Raw genomic sequence first — 25013 nt, forward strand, 5'->3', positions numbered from 1 at the left:
TGGTCAGTGCAGCACGCCGGCGGCGGTGGCCGCCGCGACCCAGGTGTCCCACTCGTCGGCCATCGCCTCGGCGAACTGCAGGTCCGTGCAGGTCAGCAGGTCCAGGTCCGCCGTGGAGGACTTGGTGTCCACGTTGTCGAGCAGCCGCTTCGTGCCGTCGAGGTCGTCGAGCGTCTGGAAGTACTCGACCGGCCTGATCGCGAGGAGCTTCAGGAACACCGGGTACCGCGACAGCTCGCACACGACCTTGGTGGTGGCGCGCTTGGAGTCGGGGCCGCCGTCGGCGACCACGATGCAGAAGATCGGCGCGGTGGTCCGCTCGGCCTCGGCGAGGACGACGGCGAGCGCGTCGGCGAGGTTGGTGGTGCCCATCCAGCCGCGGTTGATCTCGCGGTCGACGACGCCCTGGTAGTTGTCGACGGTGACGTCGACGGTCGGCAGGACCTTGGTGTCGAAGGGGATGACCGGCACGGTGCCGTCGATGTCGATCTGCAGCGCGAAGCCGAGGGCGCGCTCGACGAGGGTCTGCACGGCGCCGGAGTTGTAGTCGGCGCGCATCGAGCCGGAGTGGTCCAGCACGAGCATCGCCTGCGCCCGGATGCCGCCGAGGCCGCGCTTGCTGAGCGCCAGGCCCGCCTTGTCGGCGCGCTTGGCGAGGTCGACGTGGCCCGACTCGCGGACCTTGGCGAGGTTGATGGCGGGCGCGCCGGAGGGCTCCTTGACGAGCGGCACGGCGCGCGCCGCGGTCAGCTGGGTCTTGCCGGCCATGCTGGTGCCCTTTCTTGCAGCGGTGCAGCGTCCCCGACCGTAGCCCACCGATCAAGGTCGAGTCGAAGACGCTGGACGCGACCACGGCGCTGACCCCGGACAACCTCAACACCACCCCCGCGGCCGGTGACAACGGCACCGCCACCGCCAGGGTCGAGCAGGTGAAGATCACCGTCGGCGGGATCGCTCCGGTGACGATCGAACTCGGTGTCGTCCAGGCGACCGCGAAGGCCACCTGCGCCACCGGCCCCGGCGGCCTCGCCCCGGTGCTCACCGGCGCGTCGGGCATCTCGTACCTGAAGATCAACGGCATCTCGGTGACGGTCGGCAGCGCGCCGCTCACCGTGCCGCTGGTCGTCGGCGCGCTCAAGCTGAACGCGACCACGACCACCCCGACCAGCGTCACCCAGCAGGCCGTCGTCCTGGACACCCTGCTGACCGACGTGGTCATCAGTGAGGCGCACGCCGACATCCACGGCAGCACCGCCAACCCGACCGGCAACCCCTGCCGCGTCTGACCCCGGCGACCGGGCGGCCCGTCCCTGCCAGCGGCGGGCCGTCCGGTTCATTGCGGCGGCAGGTGTACGAGTGGCGCCCGCCACCCGGCGCCTCCGGCGGGAACATCCGGCGGGCCGCCGCTGTTGACCATGGTTTGTGACCGAGATTCCGCTTTCCGTCCTTGACGTCGCGCCCCGGGCCGCCTACGCGTCCACCGGTGACGCCCTGCGCAACACGACGGAGCTGGCCAGACGCGTCGAGGCACTCGGATACCGCAGATTCTGGGTCGCCGAGCACCACAACATGCCCGCCATCGCGAGTTCCTCACCCGCGGTCCTGCTGGCGCACCTGGCCGCCGCGACGTCCACGATCCGGGTCGGCTCCGGCGGGGTCATGCTGCCCAACCACGCGCCGCTGGTCGTCGCCGAGCAGTTCGGCACCCTCGAGGCGCTGCACCCGGGCCGCATCGACCTCGGCATCGGCCGGGCGCCCGGCACCGACCAGTACACGGCGCTCGCGCTGCGCCGCACCATGGAGGGCCTGTCGGCCGAGCACTTCCCGGAGGAGCTGCAGGACCTCATCGCCTACTTCACCGGCGACGACGCGGCGCAGCGCATCCTCGCCTCGCCGGGCCGCGGCGACAAGCCCGACGTGTGGCTGCTCGGCTCGAGCGGCTTCAGCGCGCAGCTCGCCGGCCTGCTCGGCCTGCCGTTCGCCTTCGCGCACCACTTCTCCAGCGTCAACACGCTGCCGGCGTTGAAGCTCTACCGCGACAGCTTCCGGCCGTCGCAGTGGCTCGACGCCCCGTACGCGATGGTCGCCGTCAACGCGGTCTGCGCGCCGACCGACGAGGAGGCCGAGTTCCTCGCCGGGCCGAGCCAGCTGTCGTTCCTGCGGCTGCGTTCCGGCCGCCCCGAGGCCATGGCGACGCCGGAGGAGGCCGCGGCGTACCCGTACAGCGAGCGGGAGCGCGAGTTCATCCGCGAACGGCGCGACGGCCAGGCCCTCGGCTCCCCGGCGACGGTCCGCGGCCAGCTGACCGAGCTGCTGGAGCGCACCCAGGCCGACGAGTTCATGCTGACCTGCATGGTGTACGACATCGACGCCCGCGCCCGCTCGTTCGAGCTGATCCGCGAGCACGTCGCCGGGCACCTGACCCGCTAAGGACTGCGTCCCGCCGGCCGGACCGCCGTGATGATCCAAGTCCCGTCCCGGCCATCCGGACGGCCACGACACGACTTCGATCAACCGGGTACACCCGCGCGCGCGAGACGGCCACGACGAACGGGTGGGCGAAGGCATCGACGGGCATGGCCGCAGGCGGTAGCGTGGCCGATCTACCGTCGGTCGGCCTTTCCCGACGGTTGGTCGGATGGCGGTGGCCCCGATCATCGGCGAGGATGACGGACGATCTTGCGTGGCGCGCGCAGGTGGCCGGCTGAGCGAGGTGAGGCGAGTTGAACAAGACCTGGGTGCGGCTGCGACCGGTGGTGGAGACCGATCTGGGGATGTTCCGCCGGTTCGTGACGGAGCCCGGGCTGGCCGGCCCGGCCTGGACCGGATACCGGGAGCCGACCGGCCCGGCCCGGCGGTTCGCCGAGGACGGCTTCCTCGGCGAGCACGACGGCCGGCTCATGGTGGAGGCCGACGAGACCGCCGCCGGGTTCGTGAGCTGGGAGGCGAGCGGGACCGGCTGGTCGCGGTACTGGAGCATCGGCATCATCCTGCTGCCGGAGTGGCGCGGCCGCGGCGTCGGCTGGCGGGCGCAGACGCTGCTGTGCGACTACCTGTTCGCCAACAGCGCAGCCCCGCGGATCGAGGCCCGGACCCAGCCGGAGAACATCCCCGAGCAGAAGGCCCTGGAGAAGGTCGGGTTCCTCAGCGAGGGCATCCTGCGCTCCGCGGAGTTCCGCGACGGCGCGTGGCGCGACGTGCTGGTCTACGGGAAGCTCCGTGGGGACCGCTGACGGCACCGGGGGCCCTTCCCGCCGGGAGCTGTTCGTGTACGAGGTGTACCTCGGCGAGCGGCTGCGGCACCTGGTGTCGCCGCTCGAGCCGCAGGACGTCGCCGAGCACGGGCTGTCGCCGGAGGCGGTCGTCGGGCTCCTCGCGGTCGGCGTCGACGGCCCGGGCGCGCTGCAGCCCGACCACTTCGAGGAGAACCCGGCCTTCGTGCGCTTCCTGCACGAGGTGATCGCCGACGACATCTTCGTCGTGCACGGCCTGCGCGAGCAGGCCGAGGAGGTCGGCGGGCACGGCTGGGTCGACGTGCTGGACGCCCGCACCCCCGACCCGGCCGGCGACGTGCCCGAGCACGACGTCATCGGCAGCGTCGAGGTGCGCGACGGCGTGCTGGTGCCGATGTCGTACCGGCCGAACGAGCACCACCGCCTGCTCACCGAGCACGGGTTCTTCCAGCTGCCGGAGGAGCTCGAGATGTCGCTGCTGAAGCGGCTGCACGCTACGATGTGCTGATCGTCACTACGTGGGCACAGCGGGTGCGGGCGCGGCGGGAGCGCTGGTGGGTCGTCGTGCTCGCCGGGCTCGCCGTCCTCGCCCTCGCGTGTGAGGGCGGCACCGCGGTCCCGGCCCCGACCGGCGAGCCCGGCGGCGGCGGTGGCGGGCTCACCTCCATGGCGGCCCTCGGCGACTCGCTCACCACGGCGTTCGCGTCGTGCCTGGCGCCGGCGCCGTGTCCGCGCAACTCCTGGTCCACCGGCGACGGCACCCGCGTCGACAGCCACTACCGGCGGCTGCTGAAGGCCAACCCGGGCCTGAAGGACCACGCCCGCAACGCCGCGCAGGGCAGCGCCCGCGCCGACGCCCTCGCCGGGCAGGCCCGCGCCGCGGTCACCGCGAAGGCCGGCTACGTCACGATCCTCGTCGGCGCCAACGACGCCTGCCGGCCCGGCATCGCCGACATGACCGCGCCTGACACGTTCCGCCGCCAGGTCGACGAGGCGCTCGCCGTGCTGAAGCAGGGCCTGCCGCAGGCGCGCATCCTCGTGGCCAGCGTGCCCGACATCCACCGCCTGTGGGAGATCGGGCACACCCGGGACGTCGCGGTGAAGGCCTGGTCCTTCGGGATCTGCCAGGCGCTGCTGGCCGCCCCGACCTCCACCGCCCCCACCGACGTGGCCCGGCGCCGGGCGTTCCGCGAGCGCATCGACGCCTACAACACCCAGCTCGCCGCGGCGTGCAAGGCGTACGGGCCGCGCTGCAAGGACGACGGCGGCGCGGCGCACCGGGTCGCGTTCAGCCTCGACATGGTGGTGGCGCAGGACTTCTTCCACCCGAATGCCGCGGGGCAGAACGCCCTGGCGAAGGCGACGTGGCTCGGCCCCCCGGACTGGTGACACCCCGCGGCCCTGGGCTGCGGCGGTGGGCAGTGGCCGGGCCGTCCGGGCGTTAGGCTCTGCACGGGTCCGCCGCAGTGTGGCGGTGGCCGGGCCGTTGAGGTGGGTGATCCAGTGATGTCCGTGACGCCACTGCCGGCATGACCGCCGATCCTTCGGTGTGGCGGGTGAAGGGGATGCCGCTCGCCCCGGCCACCGGGCACGGCCCGCTCGACGGCCTGCGGGTCGCGGTCAAGGACCTCTTCGAGGTCACCGGCTTCGCCGTCGGCGGCGGCAACCCGGCCTGGCTCGCCTCCGCCCTGCCCGCCGCGGCCGACGCCCCCGCCGTCGCCCGGCTGCGCGCCGCGGGCGCCGTCGTGCAGGGCATCGTGCACACCGACGAGCTGGCCTACTCCCTCTCGGGCACGAACGCCCACTACGGGACCCCGCCCAACCCGGCCGCGCCGCACCTCGTCACCGGCGGCTCCTCCAGCGGCCCGGCCTCCGCGGTCGCGACCGGCCACGCCGACATCGGCCTCGGCACCGACACGGGCGGCTCGATCCGCGTCCCCGCCTCCTGCTGCGGCCTGTACGGTCTGCGCCCCACCCACGGTGCCGTGCCCACCGAGGGGGTGCTGCCACTGGCGCCGTCGTTCGACACCGTCGGCTGGATCACCGCCGGCGCCGCGACCCTGGCCCTCGTCGGCTCGGTCCTGCTGCCCGGCGGTCCGGCCAACCTGCCGTCGCGACTGCTCACCGTCGACGGCGCGCCACCCTGCGACGGCTTCGGCCTGCCCGTCTCCCGGGTCACACTGTCCACCTGGGACGATCCCGACCCGCTGCTGCTGGCGTTCCGGCAGGTGCAGGCGGCCGAGGCGTGGCGGGCGCACGGTGCCTGGATCACCGCGCACCCGCGTACCCTCGCCGTCGACGTCGAGGACCGCTTCCGCTTCGGCGCGGGCGTCACCGCCGGCGAGGAGGCCGCCGCCCGGGCGTACCTGGCCCGGCAGCGGGCCGAGCTGCTGGACCTGCTCGCCGACCGCGACGCGTGGCTGGTCCTGCCGGCCGGCGGCCCCGGCCACCCGCGCGACCTGTCCCAGGCGGGCCGCGACGCGTGGCGCCGCCAGACGCTGCGGTGCGCGGTGCCGGCCAGCGCGTACGGGCTGCCCAGCATCGCCGTGCCGGCGGGGACGGACCCGCCGGCGGGGATCGCCGTGATCGCACCACCGGGGCACGACCACGGTCTGCTCGCGCTCGCGTCGCGGCCGGAGGGCTGACATGGCGGGCGTTTCGCTCCGCGAGGTCGTTGACGACGACATCGAGGTGTTCTTCGCCGATCAGCAGGACCCGGTGGCGGCCCGGATGGCGGCGGTGGCCCCGCGGGAGCGCGAGGCGTTCCTGGCCCACTGGACGCGGGTGCGGGCCGACCCGTCCAACATCATGCGCACCGTCGTGGCCGGCGACGCGGTGGCCGGCAACATGGTCAGCTGGGACCAGGCGGGGGAGCGCCTCGTCGGGTACTGGATCGGCCGCGACCACTGGGGCCGCGGCGTCGCCACCGCCGCCCTCCGGCAGTTCCTCGACCTGCTGCCCGCCGGCCCGGTCCACGCGTACGTCGCCACCGCCAACACCGGCTCGATCCGGGTTCTGCACAAGTGCGGCTTCCACCTCGCCGGACCACCCGTCACCGCCGGCGACGGCATCGAGGAGGTCCACTTCGTCCGCGACTGAAGCGCCTTCACTACGATGCGATCATGGCGCTGTTGCACAAGGCGGATCTGACGCCCACCAAACTCGAACTGCTCAACGCGTGGCTGCCCACCCAGCCCTGGTACACCGGGCCCGCCACCCCTGACGTGACGAAGGTCGGCGCGTTCCGCTTCGACGACCCCGCCGGCGAGGTCGGCGTCGAGACGCTGCTCGTCCAGGCCGGCGACGGCCCCGTGCTGCAGGTCCCGCTCACCTACCGGGCCGCCCCCCTCGACGGCGCCGAGCACTGGCTGGTCGGCACCACCGAGCACTCGGTCCTCGGCAAGCGCTGGGTGTACGACGCCGCCGGCGACCCCGTCTACGCCGCCACCCTGGCCGCCACCATCCTCACCGGCGGCAGCGAGGCCGCCGAGGAGTTCGAGGTCGACGGCGTCCGGCAGGCTCGCCCCAACGACCTGCACGCCACCGGCAGCGGCCACCCCGGCGCGTCGGTCCCCGCCGTCACCACCGTCGTCCGAGTGACGAGCACCGACCCGACGCTCATCGCCACCGACTCGCTGAACCTGACCGTGCTCAGGGTCCTCACGCAGGACGCGACGGCCGGCGACGCGCCGAACCTCACCGCCACCTGGCCGGGCGTTGCGGGCCCGCGCCTGCTGGCGTACGCCGGCTGACGACCGCCGCTGCGTCCTGCGTCGCGTCGGGGCGGGGGCACGGCCTGCCGGGTCTCCACCCTGACCCGCACCCCACGCGGCACCCGCGCTCCGTGGCGCGCGGGGTGCCGGATGACGCACGACGGCGGCCGGTTGAGGGATGCTGTCGGGGTGACCGATCTTCGAGTGCTCCGCGGCGGCTCCGGCACGCCGGCCGTGCTCCTGCTGCACGGCCTCGGCGCCACCGCCGACGTGTGGGACGACCTGACCCCGCTCCTCGACGGCGCATGGGTGGCCCCCGACCTGCCGGGCCACGGCGGGTCGGCCTGGCTCGACGGCTACACGTTCGCCACGGTGGCCGCCGCCGTCGCCGACCTGGTCGACCCGCACGGCACCGTGGTCCTCGGCCACTCCTTCGGCGGCGTGATCGGCCTGCACCTCGCCTCCGTCCCCGGAGTGCGCGCCGTCATCGGCCTCGGCATCAAGGTCGCCTGGACCCCCGAGGAGCTCGACCGCGCCGCCGCCGTCGCCGGCAAGCCGCCGATCGTCCACCCGACCCGCGCGGACGCCGCAGCCCGCTTCCAACGCGTCGCCGGCCTGGCCGGCCTCAGGGACGACACCCCCGACGCGGCGGTGACCCGCGACGGCGACGGCTGGCGGAGCACCCACGACCCGAGGACGTTCGCGGTCGGCGACCCGGCCGTCGCCACCCTCCTCGCCGCCGCCCCGGTCCCGGTCGTCCTGGCCCGCGGCGAGCACGACCCGATGGTGCGCCGGGAGCAGCTCGCGGCCCTGGTCCCGGACCCCGTCGACCTGCCCGGCCTCGGCCACAACGCCCACGTCGAGGACCCCGCCGCCCTCTTGCCCCTGCTCGCCGCCGTGCGCTGAGACGCCCTCCTGCCCGTGCCCGCCGCCGAACTGCTGTAGTGCCGGCGCCGGCCCGGGCTACCGTGCCGCAGCGCCGGTCCGGTGCCCGGCGAGCGTCACCGCGGCCTCGGCGAACGCCCTGATCACCACGTGGCAGCGGCGCCCGTCACCCGCCAGCTCAGGCTGGAACAGCGTGCCCATCAGGAACGGGTGCCCGTCCAGTTCGGCGACCCGCACCTCGCCGTCGTCGTCGAAGCCGGTGAACCGCAGCCCGTGCCGGGTCAGTTCCGGCAGGTAGCCGTGGTCCAGCCCGTACGCACAGTGGTACCGCTCCAGCGATCGTTCGACGCCGAACACCCGCTCGGCGAGCGATCCGGGGCTCAGGTTGACCGCGCCCTCGTGGCCGACGAGGGAGCAGGCGAGCGGGACGATGAGCTGCCGGTCGGCGTCGGGGTCTGACTCGCCGTGGCTGGCGTCGGCGAGGCCGCAGACGGAGCGGGCGAACTCCAGCAGCAGGTGCTGGAAGCCGCCGCACGTGCCGAGGAACGCGATCCCGTGCTCGCGGGCGACCCGCACGGCGTGCAGCGCGCCCTCCTCGCTCTGGTACGGGCTGCCCGGCAGCAGCCAGATCCCGTCGAACCCGGCGAGGTCGGTCGCCGTGGCGTCGGGCGTCGGCACCCAGTACGCGTCGGCGCCGATGCCGTGCCGGTCGCGGAGCACCTCGAGCAGCCCGGGGATCCGGGTGTGGGAGCGTACGTGCGGAGAACGGTCGCCGACCAGGGCGATGCGGGCCGTGCGGGTGGCTGTCATACCCAGGACTCTGCCGCCGCGGCGGGCATCAGTCCAACGACACATTCGCGTACCAGGATAAGCAATACTGATGTCGTGGACCCGCACCTGCTCCGCACGTTCGTCGCGGTCGCCACCGCCGGGTCGTTCTCCGCCGCGGCGCAGGAGCTGGGCTATACGCAGTCGGCCGTGTCGCAGCAGATCGCCGCGCTGGAGTCCGACCTGGGCACCACGCTGCTGCGCCGCCGGCCGGTCGGGCCGACCGACGCGGGTGCGCGGCTGCTGGAGCACGCCGGCCCGATCCTGCTGCGGCTGAGCGCCGCCCGCGCCGACGTGGCCCGCCTGTCGGGGCAGCCCGCCGCGACGGTCGTGCTCGGGGTGACCCCGTTCGCCGGTGCCGCCAGGGCCGCCGAGGTGCTCGTCCCCGTCCAGCGGGCGATGCCCCGGGTGCGGTGCACGCTGCTGGTGGCCGGCCGCGACGCGGTGGCCGCCGGCGTGGCCACGGGTACGCTCGACGTCGGGCTCGTCGACGGGGTGACCGCGCCCAGCGACCCGCTGCCGCTGCCCGACGCAGGGCAGCTGTCGGCGTCGGTACTGGCACAGTCCACCGCCGTCGCCGCCTTCCCGGCCGGCCACCCGCTCGCCGGCCGCCGCGCACTGCGCCTGGCCGACCTGGCCGACGCGACCTGGATCGACGCCCCGGACGTCGCCACGCCGCTGCCGCAGCTGCGGGCCCTCGCGCACAGCGGCGGGTTCCGCGACGGGCTCCGTTACCCGGGCACCGACACCGGCGGGCTGCTCGCGCTGGTCGCGGCGGGTGCCGGGCTGGCGCTGCTGCCCGGCCCGGTGACGTACCCCGGCGTCGTCGGCGTCCCGGTCACGCAACCCCGGCTCGTCCACAGGGTGGAGCTCGTGCACGGCGCCCTCACCCCACCGGCCCGCGCCCTCGCCGTCGCCCTGCAGACCGCCCAGACCCCGCGAACCTAGTCGTCGTCGCCGACCGCCAGCCGGGGCTCCGCGCCGGCGCAGGTGACCTGCGCACGCACGTCGCCGCCGCCGCTGCGGGCCTTGAACCGCAGCGCCGCCACCGCCGCCGGGCCCCGCTGCACCCGTTCGGCCTCGAACCCCGAGGCCGGCGTCCACGACCGCAGCGTCACCAGCCCCGCCTCGCAGACCGCCACGATGGTCCCGCCCGAGGTCGTCAGCGCCCGTACGACCCCGCTCGGACCCGGCGACGGTGCCGTGGAAGCCGGCTGCGCTGACGGCGACCCCGCCGAGGACCCTGTCGTAGGCCCCGCCGAGGATTCGGCCAGCAGCGCGGCGACCTCGGCCTCGCTGTACGGCGTGTCCGACGTGCCGAACATGCCCTTCCGCATCGACCCGACCGCCCCCGTCGCCACGGCCGTGGCCGCCGCGACGGTCAGCAGCCACGCGCCGCCCGCGAGGACCCACCGCCGCACCACCGTCGTCGCCATGGGGACCACTATCCACCGCCGATCGCTAAGGGATGGTTAACCTCGGGCTATGGCGAAGGTGTTGATCGTGGAGGACGACGGGACGATCCGCACCGGGATCGTGCGGGCGCTGACCGGGCGCGGGCACGTCGTGGTGCCCGCCGGGACCGCGATGGACGGGCTCAAGCTCGCCGTCGCGGAGGCGCCCGACGTCGTGCTGCTCGACCTCGGCCTGCCCGACCTCGACGGCCGGGAGGTGCTGCGGATGCTGCGGGCGGTCAGCCGGGTGCCGATCATCGTGGTCACCGCCCGGCGCACCGAGGGCGAGATGGTCCGGGCCCTGGACGCCGGCGCCGACGACTACGTGGTCAAGCCGTACGGTGCCGAACAGATCGACGCCCGCATCCGCGCGGTGCTGCGCCGGGCCGACGGCGGACCGTCAGCACCCGAACGGGACCCCGCGCTCGACGTCGACGGCGTCCGCATCGACCCGCGCGCGAGGACGGCGACGCTCGACGGCGTACCGCTGGACCTGACCCCACGCGAGTTCGACCTGCTCTATCACCTGGTCTCGCGGGCCGGCGAGGTCGTCGGCAAGCGCGAGCTGCTCACGGAGGTGTGGCAGGTGCCGTACACCACCGCGGACAAGACCGTCGACGTGCACCTGTCGTGGCTGCGCCGCAAGCTGGGGGAGACCGCGCAGGAGCCGCGGCGGCTGCACACGGTCCGCCGGGTCGGCGTCAAGTTCGGGCTGCAGCCGTGAGGTGGCGGCTGGCGCTGCTCGTCGCCGCCGCGATGACCCTGGTGCTGCTGGCGTTTCTGGTACCGCTGGCGCTGCTGCTGCGGGGCGTCGCCGCCGACCGGGCGGTGTCGGCGGCCATGGCGCAGGCGCAGTCCCTCGGCGTGCTCGTGGCGACCGCCGACGCCGAGTCGCTGCGGCTCGCCGTCGAGCAGCTCAACGCCGACGCCCGCCGCCCGGTCACCGTGTACCTGCCCGACGGCACGACCGTCGGCGCCGCGGCCGGGCGGACGCCCGCGGTGGTGCTCGCCGCGCGTACCGGCAGCTTCTCCGTCGAACACGAGGACGGCCGCGAGGTCCTCGTCGTCGTGCAGGGCCTCGCGCAGGGCACTGCGGTCGTCCGGGTGTTCGTGCCGCAGGCGGAGCTGCGCCGGGGCGTGGCCGGCGCCTGGCTGGTGCTCGCGCTGCTCGGCACCGGCCTGCTCGCCGTCGGCGTCGCCGTCGCCGACCGGCTCGCCGTCATGGTGGTGCGTCCGATCCGTTCCCTGGCAACGGTTTCCGACGCCCTTGCCGGCGGCGACCTGGACCGCCGGGCGGCGGTGACGGCGGGCCCGCCGGAGGTCCGTGCGGTCGCCGCGGCCCTCAACCAGCTCGCCGCCCGTATCCGCGACCTCCTGCAGCACGAACGCGAGCGCGTCGCGGACCTGTCGCACCGGATGCGCACCCCGATGACCGCCCTCCGGCTGGACGCCGAGAGCCTGCGCGACGAGGCCGACGCGGCACGGATGCTTGCCCACGTCGCCGCCCTCGACCGGGCCGTCACCGCCGTCATCGAGGACACCCGCCGCGAACGCGATCTGCCCACCTGCGATGCGGCCGCCGTCGTCGCCGAGCGGATCAGGTTCTGGACGGTGCTTGCCGAGGACCAGCAGCGCCCGGTGGAGACCCGGCTGCCGGCCGGCCCGCTGCCCGTCGCCGTCTCCGCCGCCGACCTCGCCGCCTGCGTCGACGCCCTGCTGGGCAACGTCTTCGCGCACACCGACGAGGGCGCCGCCGTCGCCGTCACCCTCGACACCCACCGGGTCCTCACCGTGCAGGACGCCGGCCCCGGCTTCGACCCGTCCGCCAGCACCCGGGGCGTCAGCGGCGCCGGCTCCACCGGCCTGGGCCTGGACATCGCCCGGCGCACCGCGGAGGCCGCCGGCGGCACCCTGACCGTGGACCGCTCCCAGCTCGGCGGCGCCCGGGTCACGGTCACCCTCGGCCCGTTAACCGAACCTTAGGGTTGCCGCAGCCCTCCGATATCGCCCGTCCCGGGACCGTGGTTCTTGCAAACAGCAACCCACGGAGGTGTACGACCATGCGCAAGCTTCTCATCATCACCGCGACCATGACGGCGGCCCTGGCGGCCGGCGGCACCGCACTCGCGGCGTCCGGCCCGTCGGGCGACGACCGTCCGGCTCGGGTGTCCACTTCGGACAGTCCATCGCCGTCGGCGTCCGCCGACGACCACGGTGCCGACCCCACGGCGTCGCCGTCCGACTCCCCGCCGGCGTCCGCGTCGACCGACGACCACGGCGGCAGCCCGTCCGCCTCGGCGTCCCCGTCGGCCGACGACCACGGCGGCAACCGCACGTCCGGCAACAGCGGCCGCGGCGGCGGGTCGGGCAGCGGCCACCGCGGCGGCTCGGACGACGGCCCTGGCCACGACGTCGGCGACGACCACGGCCGCGGCGGCCACGGCTCGGACGACGGCCCGGGCCACGACGTGGGCGACGACCACGGCGGCGACCGCTGACCCTGGCGGCACTGCCGGCCATGAGGCCCGGCGGTCACCGGTCGCGCCCGCACGTCGCGGGCCGGCCACCGGCCGCCGGGCCCGCCGCTGCGGCCCAGCCTCGGCACGACGCCGTCCCAGGGAACGGGACGCAGGCGCGGTGAGGGGTCCTGGAAGGGCGGCCAGGTGTTGGCTTCCCGGGGCCTGGTTGCGATCATGGGCCGGTGACCCTGCTCGATGACGACACGCTCGCCGGCTCGGCAGTGGTGGCCAACTCCGCGATGAACCGCGAGCGCGGCCTCGCCGGGGTCAACAGCTACGACCGCGAGCTGGGGTTCAACCCCGTCGAGGCGCTGCTGCCGCTGGTCTCGGTGACCGGCGCGCCGGACACCGTCGCGTGGCTCGACCTGTGCTGCGGCACCGGGCGGGCGCTGATCGAGGCGGCCGGGGAGCTGCACGCCGCCGGGGTCGCCGACCGGGTCCTCGTGCACGGGGTCGACCTGGTCGACGCGTTCGACCCGGCGCCGGACGTACCGTGGCTGCGCCTCACCACGGCGTCGGTGGCGCAGTGGCGGCCCGAGCGGCGCTACGACCTCATCACCAGCGTGCACGGGCTGCACTACGTCGGCGACAAGCTCGGCCTGCTCGCCAGGGCCGCGGGCTGGCTGACCGACGGCGGCCGGCTCGTCGCCGACATCGACCTCGACAGCGTCCGGCTGCAGGACGGCCGGCCCGCCGGGCGGCGCCTCGCCGCGCACCTGCGCGACGCGGGCTTCAACTACGACGGCCGGCGGCGCAGGATCGGCCGGGACGACCGCGGCGACGTCACGCTGCCGTACGAGTACCTCGGTGCCGACGACACGGCGGGCGCCAACTACACCGGCCAGCCCGCGGTCGACTCCTACTACCGCCGGACGCCCTGACCTGCCGGCTGCAGGTGGCTCGCGAGCACCGTGAGGTGGGTCGCCTTGGCGTCGGTGTGCCGCCGCAGGCCCTCCGCGGTGGGCGTGACGAACACGCCGCGCCGGTCGGCCTCGCACAGTGCCCGGGCCACCAGGCCGCTCTTCTCCAGCCGCGCCACCGCCCGCGACAGCGCGCTCTGGCTGAGGTACATGTCCGCGGCGAGGTCCTGCATGCGGCGCTTCTCACACCGCTGTGAGACCAGTCGATCGAGGATCTCGAACTCGCTCATGCTCAGCCCGTGCGCTTCGGACAGTGCGCGCTCCAGGTGGCAGGCTACCTCGTTGTAGCTGGTCAGCAGCGATCGCCAGTGCTCGACCAGCGCAGCATCCGACGTCATGCCGCGCATCCTACCCCCGTACCAGGTGAAATGCATCTGCATTAAATGCATGAGCAATTAGTGCATAGACATTGAATGCACGCGCATCTAGTGTTCCGTCCCGTGACTACGACCCTCCCGGCCCCAAGCGCCACCACCGCGCCGGAGACCCACGCGACGATGACTCCGCGCCTGTGGGGAGTCCTCGGGGTGCTCTGCGCCGTGCTGTTCCTCGACGGCCTCGACGTTTCGATGGTGGGCGTCGCGCTGCCGTCCATCGGCGCCGAACTCGGCCTGTCGACCACCTCGCTGCAGTGGATCGTCAACGGGTACGTCCTCGGCTACGGCGGCCTGCTCCTGCTCGGCGGGCGCACCGCCGACGTGCTCGGCCGGCGCCGCGTCTTCCTCATCGCGCTCGGCGTCTTCGCCGCCGCGTCGCTCGTCGGCGGCCTCGTCGACGACGGCACGCTGCTGATCGTCACCCGCTTCGTGAAGGGCCTCGCCGCCGCGTTCACCGCGCCGACCGCCCTGTCGATCCTGACCACCACGTTCCACGAGGGGCCGGCCCGCAACCGGGCACTGTCGGTCTTCTCCGTCTTCGGCGCCAGCGGGTACAGCTCGGGGCTGATCCTCGGCGGACTGCTGACCAGCGTCGGCTGGCGGTGGACGTTCCTCATCCCGGTGCCCCTGGCGATCGCCGCCCTGGTCGCCGGCATCGCCCTCATCCCCAGGGACGAGCCGGCCGCCGGCGGTGGGCACGACCTCGCCGGTGCCGCCACGCTCGTCGGCGGCATGCTGCTGACGGTGTACACCGTCGTCTCCGCGCCCGACCGGGGCTGGCTCGACCCGGTGACGCTCGCCTCCGCCGTCGTCGCCGTGGCGCTGCTCGCCGGCTTCGTCCTCATCGAGCGGCGGGTCGCGCACCCGCTGATCCGCCTCGGCATCCTGCGGGTCGGCTCGATCGTGCGGGCCAACCTGAGCATGGTGGCACTGTTCGGCTCGTACCTGAGCTTCCAGTTCATGATGACGCTGTACCTGCAGGAGATGCTGCACTGGTCGCCGCTGCGGATGGCGCTCGCGCTGCTGCCCGCGGGCCTGCTGGTGGCGTTCGGGTCGCCGTTCGTCGGCCGGCTCATCGACCGGCACGGCACCGCCCGCCTCATCGTCGCCTCGATGCTGTCGATGAGCCTCGGCTACGGCTGGTTCCTGCTCACCGCCGGCAGCGCGCCGCACTACCTGGTCGCGATCCTGCCCACGATGCTGCTGCTCGGCGGCGGCTTCGCGTTCGGCTTCAGCTCCATCACGGCCCAGGCCACCGACGGCGTCGCCGACGAGGAGCAGGGTCTGGCCTCAGGTCTGGTACAGAGCTCCGGCCAGGTCGGCGCGGCGCTCATCCTCGCGGTGGTCACCGCCCTGGTCGCCACCGGCGGCGCGGGCACCGGCGACTTCACCCAGTTCCACCCCGGCGTCAACCTCGTCACCGGGATCGCGGTCGTGGGCCTGGCGCTGAGCCTGGTGCCGGTCCTCGCCCGCCCGCGGGGCAGGCACGCCTGACGCGCCGGCCCGCGTGATGCGACACTGCACCACGTGGTGAAGGCATACGGCATCGGTCCGGTCGGCGGCGAGTTCGTCCGGGCCGACGCCGGCTGGCCGCCGGCACTGGTGGCGGTGTGCGGGCACGGCGGGGGCAGCGCCTCGTACCGGCTGGACGGGCCGGCCCTCACCCGCCTCATCGAACGTTCGGACCCCGGCGACACGGCCGCGCTGCGCTGGCTGGAGGGCGACGCCGCCTGCGCGGTGCTCATCGAGGACCTCGCGGCGGTGCGGGCGCAGGATCCGGATGTGGTCAGGCTCGCCGAGCAGTTGCTCGCCGGCCGGATCGAGGACGCCGACGGCACGACCGTGCTCTGGCGGCCCGTCGGGCCGCAGGAGCTGCGGCTGGTGGAGGAGGCCGGGTGGCGCCGCTGGCCGGCCCGCCTGCCCGACCAGCCGATCTTCTACCCGGTGCTCAACGAGGCGTACGCCACCCAGATCGCCCGGGAGTGGAACGTGCCCGCGTCCGGGGTCGGGCACGTCACGCGGTTCCGGGTCGAGACGGCGTTCGCGCGGCGGTACCCGACGCGGCGGGCCGGCGGCGGGCACATCCTGGAGCTCTGGATTCCGGCCGAGGACGTCGACGCGCTCAACGCGCACCTGGTGGGGACGATCGAGCTGGTCGGCACCTGCACCGCGTGATGCGGCAAACCGGTTGCACGCGGATCGACGAAGGTGTGGTCTTGGGTCGTGGACGCCCAGCAGGTGCTTGCGTTGTTCGACCGGAAGATCCGGCAGGAGCCCAGGGCCGACGCCGGCACCGTCGTGGAGCGGGAGCCCGGCATCGTGCGGGTCGTCTCGTCGCATGACGGCTGGCACGGCATCGCGTGGTGCGACCTGCACGGGCTGGACGCGGACGCGGTGATCGCGGCGCAGATCCAGCGGTTCGGGCAACTCGGCCAGCCGTGGGAGTGGAAGCACTACTCCTACGACCGCCCCGCGGACCTGCCGGAGCGGTTGCTCGCCGCCGGGTTTGAGCCGGACCCGGTCGAGGGCCTGCTCTTCGCCGAGGTCGCCGACCTGCCGCTGGAGGTGGAGCTGCCCGCCGGCACGCGGCTGGAGCCGGTCACCGACGCGGCGGGGGTCGACCTCGTCGTCGCGGTGCACGACGAGGTGTTCGGCGGTGACCATTCCGGCATCGGTAAGGACCTCGCCTCGCGGCTCGCCGACCGGCCCGGCGGGATCGCCGCGGCGGTGGTCATGGCCGGGGACCGGCCGGTCTGCGCCGGGCGGATCGAGTTTCACGGCGGGACGGGGTTCGCGAGCCTCTGGGGCGGCGGCACCGTCGCGGACTGGCGCGGCCGGGGTGTCTTCCGCGCGCTCGTCGCGCACCGCGCCGCGCTGGCCGCCGCGGCCGGCTACCGCTACCTGCAGGTCGACGCGTCCGCCGACAGCCGCCCGATCCTGCGCCGGCTCGGCTTCCAGCAGCTCGCCACCACGACCCCGTTCGTCCGCAACCCGTAGGCGGCCGGCAGGCCGTGACCCCGCAGCGCCGTCACGCCCGTACCGCGCGGATCGCGGCAAGCAGGTCGGCCTGGGTGATCGGGGACGGCGGCTTGCCGTGGCGGGCCTCGTGCATCGCCTTGTCCAGCTGCGCCCGGCGCAGCGCCTCCTTGAAGTCCGCGCCGGTCATCCCGGTCGACACGGCCGCCAGGGCGGTCACGTCCACGTCGTCGGCGAACAGCCGGAACCCGCCGACCTCGTGCCGGGCGATGAGGCGCCGCAGCAGCTTGGTGAGGATGTCGGCGCGGGCCTGCGGGCCGGGCGGCGGCACCGACAGCTTGAGGTCGAAGCGGCCCGAACGGATCAGCGACGCGTCGACGCGGTCGGGGAAGTTGGTGGTGGCCACGACGATGACGTTGGGGTTGTGCTCGATGAGGGTGTTCATCTCCTGCTTGAAGATGCCCGCCACCGCGTTGATCATCTGGCCGGCGGCGTCGAACGCGGCGCCCGTGTAGCTGATGATCGAGTCGAACTCGTCGAAGAGCAGGACCGTCGGCTGGCGCAGCCGGCGGGCGTCGGCGAAGATCCGCTGGATGTTCTTCTCGGAGTTGCCGACCCACTTGTCGAGGATCTCCGGGGTGCGGATCTCGCGCAGCTCGCCGCCGATCTCGTTGGCCAGGGCGCGGGCCAGCATGGTCTTGCCGGTGCCGGGCGGGCCGTAGAGCAGGATGCCCTGCGGCCGGGTGGCGCCCCAGCGGGCCATGACCTCCGGGTGGCGGAACGACACCGCCACGTCGCGGAACTGCGCGACGACCTCCTCCAGGCCGCCCACGTCGTCGAGCCGGACGGTCTCCGAGCCGCCGTCCGGCAGCTCGGGCACGGCGGCGGCCGGGCTCACGGTGACCGGTCCGGTGGCGCCGGTCAGCTCCATCACGGCGAACACGAGCGCGGGCAGGTCGGCGCAGCGCAGCACCAGATCGGCACCATCCTCCTCGACGGAGACGGTCGGGTCGGGCACGGCGGCCGCCGGGCGTTCCCGGGCGGTGCGGGCCAGGCCGACCGCGATCACCGCGCCCAGGACGGCGCCGGGCAGGCCCAGCAGCCGGAACAGCGCCCCGCCCGCCGCGCCGCCGACGAAGGCGCGAGCGATGCCCGTCAGGCTGACCGAGCCGCGTGACCAGCGGGCCGTGTACCCGGAAGGCCCGGCCGTCAGCTCGACGCTCCGGTCGGGCAGGTCGTGACCGATCGGGCGGGCCGGGCCGTCGGCGGTGATCAGGTGCGCGTCGACGATGCGCAGCGAGCGGCCCGACACCTCGATGAGCTCGATCTCCGGCCGTAGCTGCATTCTTCGAGTCTGCCACGCAGCCGCCCGTGCGGCAGCGGTCAAGCACGCTGAGCGGCCACTGCGGAACCGCCCCCCGCAGCCCGCGCGCAGGCCCGCCATGGTCAACAGAGAAAACGTGGATAAAAAGCAAGATAAGCGACAAGATCTAGACATGAAACATCCCCGGAGTAGGGTGCCGGGGATAGTGAGAGGGGGGCCATGCTCGACCGGTTCAACGGTCTGCCGCCCGCCGCGGCGCAGGAGGTCCTGCTGGCCTGCTGTGCGTCGCCCGGCTGGGCCGCCAGGGTGGCCGACCACCGCCCATATCCCACATCCGCCGACGTCGTGGTCGCCGGCGTCGCCGCGTTCGACGACCTGACCTGGCCCGACCTGACCACGGTCCTCGCCGCGCACCCGCGCATCGGCGAGCGGCCGGCGGGCGACACCGCCGAGGCCGCCTGGTCGCGGCGTGAGCAGTCCGGCGTCCAGGGCGCCGAGGCCGAGCTCGCCGAGGTCAACCAGGCCTACGAGGAGCGCTTCGGCCACCTGTTCCTCATCTTCGCCAGTGGCAAGTCGGCCGACGAGATCCTCGCTGAGGCCCGCGGCCGGCTCGGCAACGACGAGGAGACCGAGCGCCGGGTCGTTCGCGGCGAGCTGCGCAAGATCGTGGAGCTGCGCCTCGAGCGGCTCGTGACATGAGTTTCTCGACGCACGTCTTGGACACCTCGAAGGGGCTGGCGGTCGCCGGGGTACCGGTCCGCCTGGAAACCCCGGCGGGGACGCACGAGGGGGTCACCGACGACGACGGCCGGTGGCGGCTGGATGCACCGTTGCGGGCCGGCCGCCACCGGCTCGTGCTGCAGACGGCGTTCGCCTCCGACTTCTTCCCGGAGGTCGGCGTCGTCTTCGTCGTCGCCGACGACCGGCACCACCACGTGCCGCTGCTGCTGAGCCCGTTCGGGTACTCGACCTACCGGGGGAGCTGATCCGTGCCCACCTTCGCGCTCGGGCCCAACCAGTACGGCAAGGCCGAGACCCGCATCGTGCGCGTCGCCCGCGGGCCCGGCGGCGATCAGCTCACCGACCTCAACGTCAGCGTCTCGCTGCGCGGCGACCTGGCCGCCAGCCACCTGACGGGCGACAACTCGGCGGTCCTGCCGACGGACACGCAGAAGAACACGGTCTACGCGTTCGCCCGCGAGCACGGCATCGACGACGTCGAGTCGTTCGCGACCCGGCTCGCCCGGCACTTCGTGGCGTCGCAGCCGAGCGTCCACGGCGCGCGGGTCACCGTCGAGCAGTACCCGTGGCAGCCGGTCGACGGCGCGCACACCTTCCGCCGCGACGGCGGCGAGGTCCGCACCGCGACGGTGCACCACGACGCGGAGCGCACCCAGGTCGTCTCCGGCGTCTCCGGCCTGGTGCTGCTCAAGACGACCGACTCGGAGTTCCACGGCTTCGTCAAGGACGCGTACACGACCCTGCCGGAGACCCGCGACCGGATCCTCGCCACCAGCGTGAACGCGACCTGGCGGCACGCCGGCGCGGCGCAGGACCCGTACGGCACCGCCCGGGCCGCGCTGATGGACGCGTTCGCCGGCACGTACAGCCTGGCCCTGCAACAGACGCTGTACGCCATGGGCGCCGCGGTCCTCGCCGCCTGCCCCGGGGTCGTCGAGGTGAAGCTGTCGCTGCCCAACCGGCACCACTTCCTGGTGGACCTGGCCCCGTTCGGGCTCGACAACCCCAATGAGGTGTACTACGCCGCCGACCGGCCCTACGGGCTGATCGAAGGAACCGTCCGGCGCGACGACGACGTCGCAGAGGAGGTCGTGTGGAGTTTCTGAGACCGTCCACCTGGGACGAGGCGCTGGCCGCGAAGGCCGAGCACCCCGACGCCGTCCCGATCGCCGGCGGCACCGACATCATGGTCGAGCTCAACTTCGCCCGCCGCCGCCCGCCCGCGCTGCTCGACCTGACCCGTGTCGCGCCGCTGGCGGACTGGGCCACCGACGGCGACCGGCTGCGCATCGGCGCCGGCGTCACGTACCGGCGGATCATCGACGAGCTCGGCGGGCGCCTGCCGGGCCTGGCGATGGCGGCCAGGACCGTCGGCTCGCCCCAGATCCGCAACCGCGGCACCGTCGGCGGCAACCTCGGCTCCGCCTCGCCCGCCGGTGACGCGCACCCGCCGCTGCTGGCCACCGGCGCACAGGTCGAGGTCGCGTCGGTGCGCGGTGCGCGGACCGTTGCCGTCGCCGACTTCTTCCAGGGCCCCAAACGCAGCGTCCTGGCCCCCGACGAGCTGATCGCCGCGTTCCTGGTGCCGGCCGCGGCCGGACCGCAGCAGTTCGCGAAGGTCGGCACCCGCAACGCGATGGTCATCGCGGTCTGCTCGTTCGCGCTGGCGCTGGACCCGGCCCGGCGCAGCGTCGGCACCGGCATCGGCTCGGCCGGGCCCACGCCGCTGCGCGCCGCCGACGCCGAGTCGTTCGCGGCCGAACTGCCCTGGGACGACCGGGCCCCGCTGCCGGACCCGCTGGTGCGGCGGTTCGGCGAGCTGGTCGGCGCCGCCGCCCGCCCGATCGACGACGTGCGCGGCAGCGCCGCGTACCGCCGGCACGCCCTGGCCGTCCTCGGCGGCCGCACCCTGCGCTGGGCCTGGGAGGAGCACCGATGCGCGTGAACCTGACCGTCAACGGCGAGGCACGGCAGGCCGACGACGTGTGGCCGGGGGAGAGCCTGCTGTACGTGCTGCGCGAGCGCCTCGGTCTGCCCGGCGCGAAGAACGCCTGCGAGCAGGGCGAATGCGGCTCCTGTACGGTGTACCTGGACGGCACGCCGGTCTGTGCGTGCCTCGTCGCCGCCGGCCAGGCCGAGCACCGCGACGTGCGCACCGTCGAGGGCTTGCCGGGTGCCGGCGGCCTCGACCCGGTGCAGCAGGCGTTCCTCACCGCCGGCGCCGTCCAATGTGGATTCTGCACCCCCGGGCTCGTCGTGGCGGTGCACGACCTGCTGGCCCGCAACCCCAGCCCCAGCGACCCCGACATCCGCGAGGCCCTCGCCGGCAACCTGTGCCGCTGCACCGGCTACGAGAACATCGTCGCCGCGGTCAAGCTGGCGGCCGGCGCATGATCGTCGTCGAGCACTGTGCGGTGTCCACGGTGGACGGTGCCGGCACCGAGTACGCCGACGGGCACGTCGTCATGGAGGGCGACCGGATCGTCGCGGTCGGGCCCGGCCGGTACGAGGGCCGGGCGGACGGCGCGGTCAGGGTCGACGGCACCGGCTGCCTCGCCACCCCCGGCCTGGTCAACACCCACCACCACCTGTACCAGTGGGCCACCCGCGGCTACGCCCAGCAGGAGATCCTGTTCGGCTGGCTCACCGAGCTGTACCCGGTCTGGGCCCGCATCGACGCCGGGATCGTGCACGCCGCCGCGACCGCCGGCCTCGCCCAGCTCGCCCTGTCCGGCTGCACCACCAGCACCGACCACCAGTACGTGTTCCCCCGCGACGGCGGCGACATCCTCGCCGCGGAGATCGACGCGGCCGCGTCGGTCGGGCTGCGCTTCCACCCGTGCCGCGGGTCGATGGACCTGTCGGTCAAGGACGGCGGCCTGCCGCCCGACAGCGTCGTGGAGGACACCGACGCCGCCCTCGCCGCGACGAAGGAGGCCATCGACCGCTTCCACGACCCGTCGCCGGGCGCCATGGTGCGCATCGCGGTCGCGCCCTGCAGCCCGTTCTCCGTCACCCCGCGCCTGATGCGCGAGGCCGCGGACCTGGCCCGGGCCGAGGGCGTGCGGCTGCACACCCACCTGGCCGAGACCGTCGAGGAGGAGAAGTACTGCCGGGAGATCCACCGCTGCACGCCCGTCGAGTACGCGGAATCCCTCGGCTGGCTCGGCCCCGACGTGTGGCTGGCGCACGCCGTACACCTGGATTCCGGGGCTATCGGCAAGCTCGGCGCGACCGGCACCGGCGTCGCGCACTGCCCGAGCTCCAACGGCCGCCTCGGCGCCGGCATCGCCCCCGTCCGGGACCTGCTCGACGCCCGCGTCCCGGTCGGTCTCGGCGTCGACGGCGCCGCGTCGCAGGAGGCCGGGCAGCTCGGCGCGGAGCTGCGCCAGGCCCTGTACCTGGCCCGCCTGCGCGGCGGCCCGGCCGCGCTCACCGCCCGGGAGTCCCTGGCCCTGGGCACCATCGGCGGCGCCCGCTGCCTCGGCCGCGACGACGAGCTCGGCTCCCTGGAACCCGGCAAGCTCGCCGACCTCGCGCTGTGGCGCCTCGACGGCCTCGGCCACGCCGGCATCGACGACCCGGTCGCGGCGCTGGTGTTCGGCCCGCCCGCGCCCTTGCGGCTGCTGCTCGTCGGCGGCCGCGCCGTCGTCCAGGACGGCGCACTGTCCACGATGGACGAGCCAGCCGTCGCCGCGTCGCTCGCGAAGGCCGCCCGGACCCTGCGGGAGGGCCGATGAGCATCACCACGGTCGGCGCCGGCGCCGTCATCGGCACCTCTCCGCTGCGCCCCGACGGGACGCTGAAGGTCACCGGCGAGTTCGCGTTCTCCTCCGACCTGTGGGCCGACCGGATGCTGTGGGGCGCCACGCTGCGCAGCCCGCACCCGCGCGCGCGGATCGCCGGCATCGACATCACCGCCGCCGTCGCCACCACCGGCGTGCACGCCGTGCTGACCGCCGAGGACGTCCCCGGCGCGAAGCTGTACGGCCTGGAGCACCGCGACCAGCCGGTCCTCGCCATGGGCCAGGTCCGCTACGCGGGCGAGCCGGTCGCGATCGTCGCCGCCGACCACCCCGAGACCGCCCGCCGGGCCGCCGAGGCGATCGTCGTGCGGTACGAGGTGCTCCCGCCGGTCGTCGACCCGGTCGCCGCGATGGACCCCGGGTCGGACACCGTGCACGAGCGCGGGAACCTGCTGCGGCACGTGCCGATCCGCAAGGGCGACCCAGCCGCCGCCGCGGCCGTCGTCGTCTCCGGCGAGTACGAGGTCGGCATGCAGGACCAGGCGTTCCTCGGCCCCGAGTCGGGGCTCGCGATCCCCGCCGAGGACGGCGGCGTCGAGCTGTACATCGCGACCCAGTGGCTGCACGGCGACCTCGGCCAGGTCGCCGACTGCCTCGGCCTGCCGCCGTCGAAGGTCCGGCTCAGCCTCGCCGGGGTCGGCGGCGCGTTCGGCGGGCGGGAGGACGTCAGCATGCAGGTCCACGCGTGCATGCTGGCCCTGCACACCGGCCGGCCCGTGAAGATGGTCTACTCCCGCGAGGAGTCCTTCCACGGCCACGTCCACCGGCATCCCGCGCGCATGTGGTACGAGCACGGCGCCGACGCCGACGGCCGGCTCGTGTACGTGAAGGCCCGCATCGTGCTCGACGGCGGCGCGTACGCGTCCACGTCGATGGCGGTCGTGGCGAACGCGACCACGCTCGGCATCGGCCCGTACCGGGTGCCCAGCGTCGAGATGGACGGCTACGCGGTCTACACGAACAACCCGCCGTGCGGCGCCATGCGCGGCTTCGGCGCGGTCCAGGCGTGCTTCGCCTACGAGTCCCAGATGGACCGGCTCGCCGCCGCGCTCGGCATCGACCCCGTCGAGCTGCGGATCCGCAACGCCCTCGCCCCCGGCGACACGATGCCGACCGGGCAGGCCGTGCGCGGCCCGGCCCCCGTCGCGGACCTGCTCGACCGGGTCCGTGCCGCGCCGGCGCCCCCGCACCGCGGCGAGGACCTGCGGCAGCTGCCCGGCGGCGTGGCCAACACCACGCACGGCGAAGGGGTGCGCCGCGGTGTCGGGTACGGCATCGGCATCAAGAACGTCGGCTTCTCCGAGGGGTTCGACGACTACTCCACCGCCCGGGTCCGCCTGGAGGTCGTCGGCGGCGAGGCGGTCGCGGTCGTGCACACCGCCGCCGCCGAGGTCGGCCAGGGCCTTGTCACCGTCCAGGCGCAGATCGCCCGCACCGAGCTCGGCGTCGAGCAGGTCACCGTCGCCACCGCCGACACGTCCGTCGGCAGCGCCGGCTCCAGCTCCGCGTCGCGGCAGACGTACGTGACCGGCGGCGCGGTCAAGGCCGCCTGCGAGGCGGTGCGCGCGGCCGTGCTGCGCCGCGCCGGCCGCGACGACGTGCGGCTGCGCGACGGCCGGCTCGTCGCCGCGGACGGCACGGTCGTCGACGTGCGGCTGCGCGACGGGCGGCTCGTCGCCGGGGACGGCACGGTCGTCGCGGTGCTTGCCGACGTGCTCGGCGACGAGCCGATCGAGGAGACCGTCGAGTGGCGGCACAGACCGACGCACCCCCTCGACCCGCGCACCGGGCAGGGCGACGCGCACGTGCAGTACGCGTTCGCCGCGCACCGCGCCACCGTCGACGTCGACGTCGAGCTGGGCCTGGTGCGCGTCGTGGAGATCGCCACCGCCCAGGACGTCGGCCGGGCGCTGCACCCGCAGTCGGTCCGCGGCCAGATCGCCGGCGGCACCGCGCAGGGACTCGGGCTCGCCGTCATGGAGGAGATCCAGGTCGTCGACGGGCTCATCCGCAACCCGTCGTTCACCGACTACCTCATCCCGACCATTTTGGACGTACCGCCGATGCGCATCGACGTGCTGGAGCTCGGCGACCCTGAGGCGCCCTACGGCCTGCGCGGCGTCGGTGAGCCGCCGACCATCTCGTCCACGCCGGCGATCGTCGCCGCGATCCGCGCCGCGACGGGGCTCGCGCTCAACCGGGTGCCGGTGCGGCCGGAACACCTGACGGGCACGTGA

At 74.4% G+C, this 25013-nt stretch carries 29 protein-coding genes; 24 read left to right on the forward strand and 5 right to left on the reverse strand.

Annotation, left to right across the window (positions count from 1 at the left end; genetic code table 11):
- Nucleotides 1-3: 3 nt before the first annotated feature.
- Entirely contained in the window at nt 4-768 is a 765-nt protein-coding gene (locus tag AB0H83_RS16950) for a VWA domain-containing protein (protein WP_360093906.1), read from the reverse strand.
- 14 nt (nt 769-782) lie between these two features.
- Here AB0H83_RS16950 and AB0H83_RS16955 point away from each other — a divergent pair, with 14 nt between their 5' ends.
- The 9 genes from AB0H83_RS16955 to AB0H83_RS16995 all read left to right on the forward strand — a co-directional run bounded on the left by AB0H83_RS16955 (nt 783) and on the right by AB0H83_RS16995 (nt 7852).
- Nucleotides 783-1286: a hypothetical protein gene (locus AB0H83_RS16955; RefSeq protein WP_360093909.1), complete on the forward strand. Its 504-nt coding sequence runs from the start codon at nt 783-785 to the stop codon at nt 1284-1286.
- Nucleotides 1287-1422: 136 nt separating this feature from the next.
- Nucleotides 1423-2430: an LLM class flavin-dependent oxidoreductase gene (locus AB0H83_RS16960; protein ID WP_360093912.1), complete on the forward strand. Its 1008-nt coding sequence runs from the start codon at nt 1423-1425 to the stop codon at nt 2428-2430.
- Between the two features lie 293 nt (nt 2431-2723).
- Nucleotides 2724-3233: a GNAT family protein gene (locus AB0H83_RS16965; protein WP_360093915.1), complete on the forward strand. Its 510-nt coding sequence runs from the start codon at nt 2724-2726 to the stop codon at nt 3231-3233.
- Complete coding sequence (locus tag AB0H83_RS16970) at nt 3220-3741, forward strand: hypothetical protein (protein ID WP_360093918.1); 522 nt, start codon at nt 3220-3222, stop codon at nt 3739-3741. Before AB0H83_RS16965 ends, AB0H83_RS16970 begins: the two co-directional genes overlap by 14 nt.
- Nucleotides 3738-4622 (forward strand): GDSL-type esterase/lipase family protein, encoded by an 885-nt coding sequence (locus tag AB0H83_RS16975; protein WP_360094299.1) that lies wholly within the window; start codon nt 3738-3740, stop codon nt 4620-4622. Before AB0H83_RS16970 ends, AB0H83_RS16975 begins: the two co-directional genes overlap by 4 nt.
- 140 nt (nt 4623-4762) lie before the next feature.
- The gene (locus AB0H83_RS16980; RefSeq protein WP_360093921.1) at nt 4763-5878 is read left to right on the forward strand and encodes an amidase family protein; all 1116 of its coding nucleotides are present in this window, start codon (nt 4763-4765) and stop codon (nt 5876-5878) included.
- Nucleotide 5879: 1 nt separating this feature from the next.
- Nucleotides 5880-6332, forward strand: a complete 453-nt coding sequence (locus AB0H83_RS16985; protein WP_360093924.1) for a GNAT family N-acetyltransferase — start codon at nt 5880-5882, stop codon at nt 6330-6332.
- A gap of 23 nt (nt 6333-6355) precedes the next feature.
- Nucleotides 6356-6985: a hypothetical protein gene (locus AB0H83_RS16990; RefSeq protein ID WP_360093927.1), complete on the forward strand. Its 630-nt coding sequence runs from the start codon at nt 6356-6358 to the stop codon at nt 6983-6985.
- A gap of 150 nt (nt 6986-7135) precedes the next feature.
- The gene (locus AB0H83_RS16995) at nt 7136-7852 is read left to right on the forward strand and encodes an alpha/beta fold hydrolase (RefSeq protein ID WP_360093930.1); all 717 of its coding nucleotides are present in this window, start codon (nt 7136-7138) and stop codon (nt 7850-7852) included.
- A 57-nt stretch (nt 7853-7909) separates the two neighbouring features.
- Here the strand turns inward: AB0H83_RS16995 and AB0H83_RS17000 are convergent, their stop codons facing one another.
- Nucleotides 7910-8641 carry a hypothetical protein gene (locus AB0H83_RS17000; RefSeq protein ID WP_360093933.1) on the reverse strand — a complete coding sequence of 244 codons (732 nt, stop codon included), beginning with the start codon at nt 8639-8641 and terminating at the stop codon, nt 7910-7912.
- Nucleotides 8642-8716: 75 nt separating this feature from the next.
- Between AB0H83_RS17000 and AB0H83_RS17005 the strand changes: the two genes are divergently transcribed.
- Nucleotides 8717-9607: a LysR family transcriptional regulator gene (locus AB0H83_RS17005; RefSeq protein WP_360093936.1), complete on the forward strand. Its 891-nt coding sequence runs from the start codon at nt 8717-8719 to the stop codon at nt 9605-9607.
- On the opposite strand, the gene AB0H83_RS17010 is transcribed toward AB0H83_RS17005, so the two are convergent.
- The gene (locus AB0H83_RS17010; RefSeq protein WP_360093939.1) at nt 9604-10095 is read right to left on the reverse strand and encodes a hypothetical protein; all 492 of its coding nucleotides are present in this window, start codon (nt 10093-10095) and stop codon (nt 9604-9606) included. The two genes, AB0H83_RS17005 and AB0H83_RS17010, sit on opposite strands and share 4 nt — an antisense overlap.
- A gap of 49 nt (nt 10096-10144) precedes the next feature.
- Here AB0H83_RS17010 and AB0H83_RS17015 point away from each other — a divergent pair, with 49 nt between their 5' ends.
- From AB0H83_RS17015 to AB0H83_RS17030, 4 genes are all read left to right on the forward strand, one after another.
- Nucleotides 10145-10837: a response regulator transcription factor gene (locus tag AB0H83_RS17015; protein WP_360093942.1), complete on the forward strand. Its 693-nt coding sequence runs from the start codon at nt 10145-10147 to the stop codon at nt 10835-10837.
- On the forward strand, nt 10834-12096 hold the full coding sequence (locus tag AB0H83_RS17020) for a HAMP domain-containing sensor histidine kinase (RefSeq protein WP_360093945.1): 1263 nt from the start codon (nt 10834-10836) through the stop codon (nt 12094-12096). The genes AB0H83_RS17015 and AB0H83_RS17020 overlap by 4 nt, the downstream gene beginning before the upstream one ends.
- A 77-nt stretch (nt 12097-12173) precedes the next feature.
- Entirely contained in the window at nt 12174-12611 is a 438-nt protein-coding gene (locus AB0H83_RS17025; RefSeq protein WP_360093948.1) for a hypothetical protein, read from the forward strand.
- Nucleotides 12612-12814: 203 nt separating this feature from the next.
- Nucleotides 12815-13513 (forward strand): methyltransferase domain-containing protein, encoded by a 699-nt coding sequence (locus tag AB0H83_RS17030; protein WP_360093951.1) that lies wholly within the window; start codon nt 12815-12817, stop codon nt 13511-13513.
- On the opposite strand, the gene AB0H83_RS17035 is transcribed toward AB0H83_RS17030, so the two are convergent.
- Nucleotides 13495-13890, reverse strand: a complete 396-nt coding sequence (locus AB0H83_RS17035) for a MarR family transcriptional regulator (protein ID WP_360093954.1) — start codon at nt 13888-13890, stop codon at nt 13495-13497. The two genes, AB0H83_RS17030 and AB0H83_RS17035, sit on opposite strands and share 19 nt — an antisense overlap.
- Before the next feature lie 102 nt (nt 13891-13992).
- Here AB0H83_RS17035 and AB0H83_RS17040 point away from each other — a divergent pair, with 102 nt between their 5' ends.
- From AB0H83_RS17040 to AB0H83_RS17050, 3 genes are all read left to right on the forward strand, one after another.
- Entirely contained in the window at nt 13993-15423 is a 1431-nt protein-coding gene (locus AB0H83_RS17040; protein ID WP_360093957.1) for an MFS transporter, read from the forward strand.
- A 324-nt stretch (nt 15424-15747) separates the two neighbouring features.
- The gene (locus AB0H83_RS17045; RefSeq protein WP_360094302.1) at nt 15748-16104 is read left to right on the forward strand and encodes a hypothetical protein; all 357 of its coding nucleotides are present in this window, start codon (nt 15748-15750) and stop codon (nt 16102-16104) included.
- Nucleotides 16105-16152: 48 nt separating this feature from the next.
- On the forward strand, nt 16153-16926 hold the full coding sequence (locus tag AB0H83_RS17050; protein WP_360093960.1) for a GNAT family N-acetyltransferase: 774 nt from the start codon (nt 16153-16155) through the stop codon (nt 16924-16926).
- Between the two features lie 31 nt (nt 16927-16957).
- Here AB0H83_RS17050 and AB0H83_RS17055 read toward each other — a convergent pair whose 3' ends face one another.
- On the reverse strand, nt 16958-18250 hold the full coding sequence (locus AB0H83_RS17055; RefSeq protein ID WP_360093963.1) for an AAA family ATPase: 1293 nt from the start codon (nt 18248-18250) through the stop codon (nt 16958-16960).
- 198 nt (nt 18251-18448) lie between these two features.
- Between AB0H83_RS17055 and uraD the strand changes: the two genes are divergently transcribed.
- From uraD to pucD, 7 genes are read left to right on the forward strand one after another with little or no spacing between them, the layout of a single operon-like run.
- Nucleotides 18449-18928, forward strand: a complete 480-nt coding sequence (gene uraD, locus AB0H83_RS17060) for a 2-oxo-4-hydroxy-4-carboxy-5-ureidoimidazoline decarboxylase (protein ID WP_360093966.1) — start codon at nt 18449-18451, stop codon at nt 18926-18928.
- Nucleotides 18925-19215, forward strand: a complete 291-nt coding sequence (locus AB0H83_RS17065) for a hydroxyisourate hydrolase (protein WP_360093969.1) — start codon at nt 18925-18927, stop codon at nt 19213-19215. The genes uraD and AB0H83_RS17065 overlap by 4 nt, the downstream gene beginning before the upstream one ends.
- 3 nt (nt 19216-19218) lie before the next feature.
- Complete coding sequence (gene pucL / locus AB0H83_RS17070) at nt 19219-20076, forward strand: factor-independent urate hydroxylase (protein WP_360093972.1); 858 nt, start codon at nt 19219-19221, stop codon at nt 20074-20076.
- Nucleotides 20064-20915: an FAD binding domain-containing protein gene (locus tag AB0H83_RS17075; protein WP_360093975.1), complete on the forward strand. Its 852-nt coding sequence runs from the start codon at nt 20064-20066 to the stop codon at nt 20913-20915. The genes pucL and AB0H83_RS17075 overlap by 13 nt, the downstream gene beginning before the upstream one ends.
- Nucleotides 20906-21364 carry a (2Fe-2S)-binding protein gene (locus tag AB0H83_RS17080; RefSeq protein ID WP_360093978.1) on the forward strand — a complete coding sequence of 153 codons (459 nt, stop codon included), beginning with the start codon at nt 20906-20908 and terminating at the stop codon, nt 21362-21364. Before AB0H83_RS17075 ends, AB0H83_RS17080 begins: the two co-directional genes overlap by 10 nt.
- Nucleotides 21361-22710 carry an 8-oxoguanine deaminase gene (locus AB0H83_RS17085; RefSeq protein ID WP_360093981.1) on the forward strand — a complete coding sequence of 450 codons (1350 nt, stop codon included), beginning with the start codon at nt 21361-21363 and terminating at the stop codon, nt 22708-22710. Before AB0H83_RS17080 ends, AB0H83_RS17085 begins: the two co-directional genes overlap by 4 nt.
- Nucleotides 22707-25013 carry a xanthine dehydrogenase subunit D gene (gene pucD / locus AB0H83_RS17090; RefSeq protein WP_360093984.1) on the forward strand — a complete coding sequence of 769 codons (2307 nt, stop codon included), beginning with the start codon at nt 22707-22709 and terminating at the stop codon, nt 25011-25013. Before AB0H83_RS17085 ends, pucD begins: the two co-directional genes overlap by 4 nt.

Origin of the sequence: Dactylosporangium sp. NPDC050688 (genome assembly GCF_040654515.1) — a bacterium.
Taxonomy (GTDB): Bacteria; Actinomycetota; Actinomycetes; order Mycobacteriales; family Micromonosporaceae; genus Dactylosporangium.

Bases quoted from the DNA above. Each gene is read 5' to 3' on its own strand.
- AB0H83_RS16990 (WP_360093927.1), top strand. From the start codon at position 6,356: ATGGCGCTGTTGCACAAGGCGGATCTGACGCCCACCAAACTCGAACTG.
- AB0H83_RS17010 (WP_360093939.1), bottom strand. From the start codon at position 10,095: ATGGCGACGACGGTGGTGCGGCGGTGGGTCCTCGCGGGCGGCGCGTGG.
- AB0H83_RS17065 (WP_360093969.1), top strand. From the start codon at position 18,925: ATGAGTTTCTCGACGCACGTCTTGGACACCTCGAAGGGGCTGGCGGTC.
- AB0H83_RS17035 (WP_360093954.1), bottom strand. From the start codon at position 13,890: ATGACGTCGGATGCTGCGCTGGTCGAGCACTGGCGATCGCTGCTGACC.
- AB0H83_RS17000 (WP_360093933.1), bottom strand. From the start codon at position 8,641: ATGACAGCCACCCGCACGGCCCGCATCGCCCTGGTCGGCGACCGTTCT.
- AB0H83_RS16950 (WP_360093906.1), bottom strand. From the start codon at position 768: ATGGCCGGCAAGACCCAGCTGACCGCGGCGCGCGCCGTGCCGCTCGTC.
- pucD (WP_360093984.1), top strand. From the start codon at position 22,707: ATGAGCATCACCACGGTCGGCGCCGGCGCCGTCATCGGCACCTCTCCG.
- AB0H83_RS17080 (WP_360093978.1), top strand. From the start codon at position 20,906: ATGCGCGTGAACCTGACCGTCAACGGCGAGGCACGGCAGGCCGACGAC.
- AB0H83_RS17015 (WP_360093942.1), top strand. From the start codon at position 10,145: ATGGCGAAGGTGTTGATCGTGGAGGACGACGGGACGATCCGCACCGGG.
- AB0H83_RS16980 (WP_360093921.1), top strand. From the start codon at position 4,763: ATGACCGCCGATCCTTCGGTGTGGCGGGTGAAGGGGATGCCGCTCGCC.
- AB0H83_RS17055 (WP_360093963.1), bottom strand. From the start codon at position 18,250: ATGCAGCTACGGCCGGAGATCGAGCTCATCGAGGTGTCGGGCCGCTCG.
- AB0H83_RS17025 (WP_360093948.1), top strand. From the start codon at position 12,174: ATGCGCAAGCTTCTCATCATCACCGCGACCATGACGGCGGCCCTGGCG.
- AB0H83_RS17085 (WP_360093981.1), top strand. From the start codon at position 21,361: ATGATCGTCGTCGAGCACTGTGCGGTGTCCACGGTGGACGGTGCCGGC.
- uraD (WP_360093966.1), top strand. From the start codon at position 18,449: ATGCTCGACCGGTTCAACGGTCTGCCGCCCGCCGCGGCGCAGGAGGTC.
- AB0H83_RS16985 (WP_360093924.1), top strand. From the start codon at position 5,880: ATGGCGGGCGTTTCGCTCCGCGAGGTCGTTGACGACGACATCGAGGTG.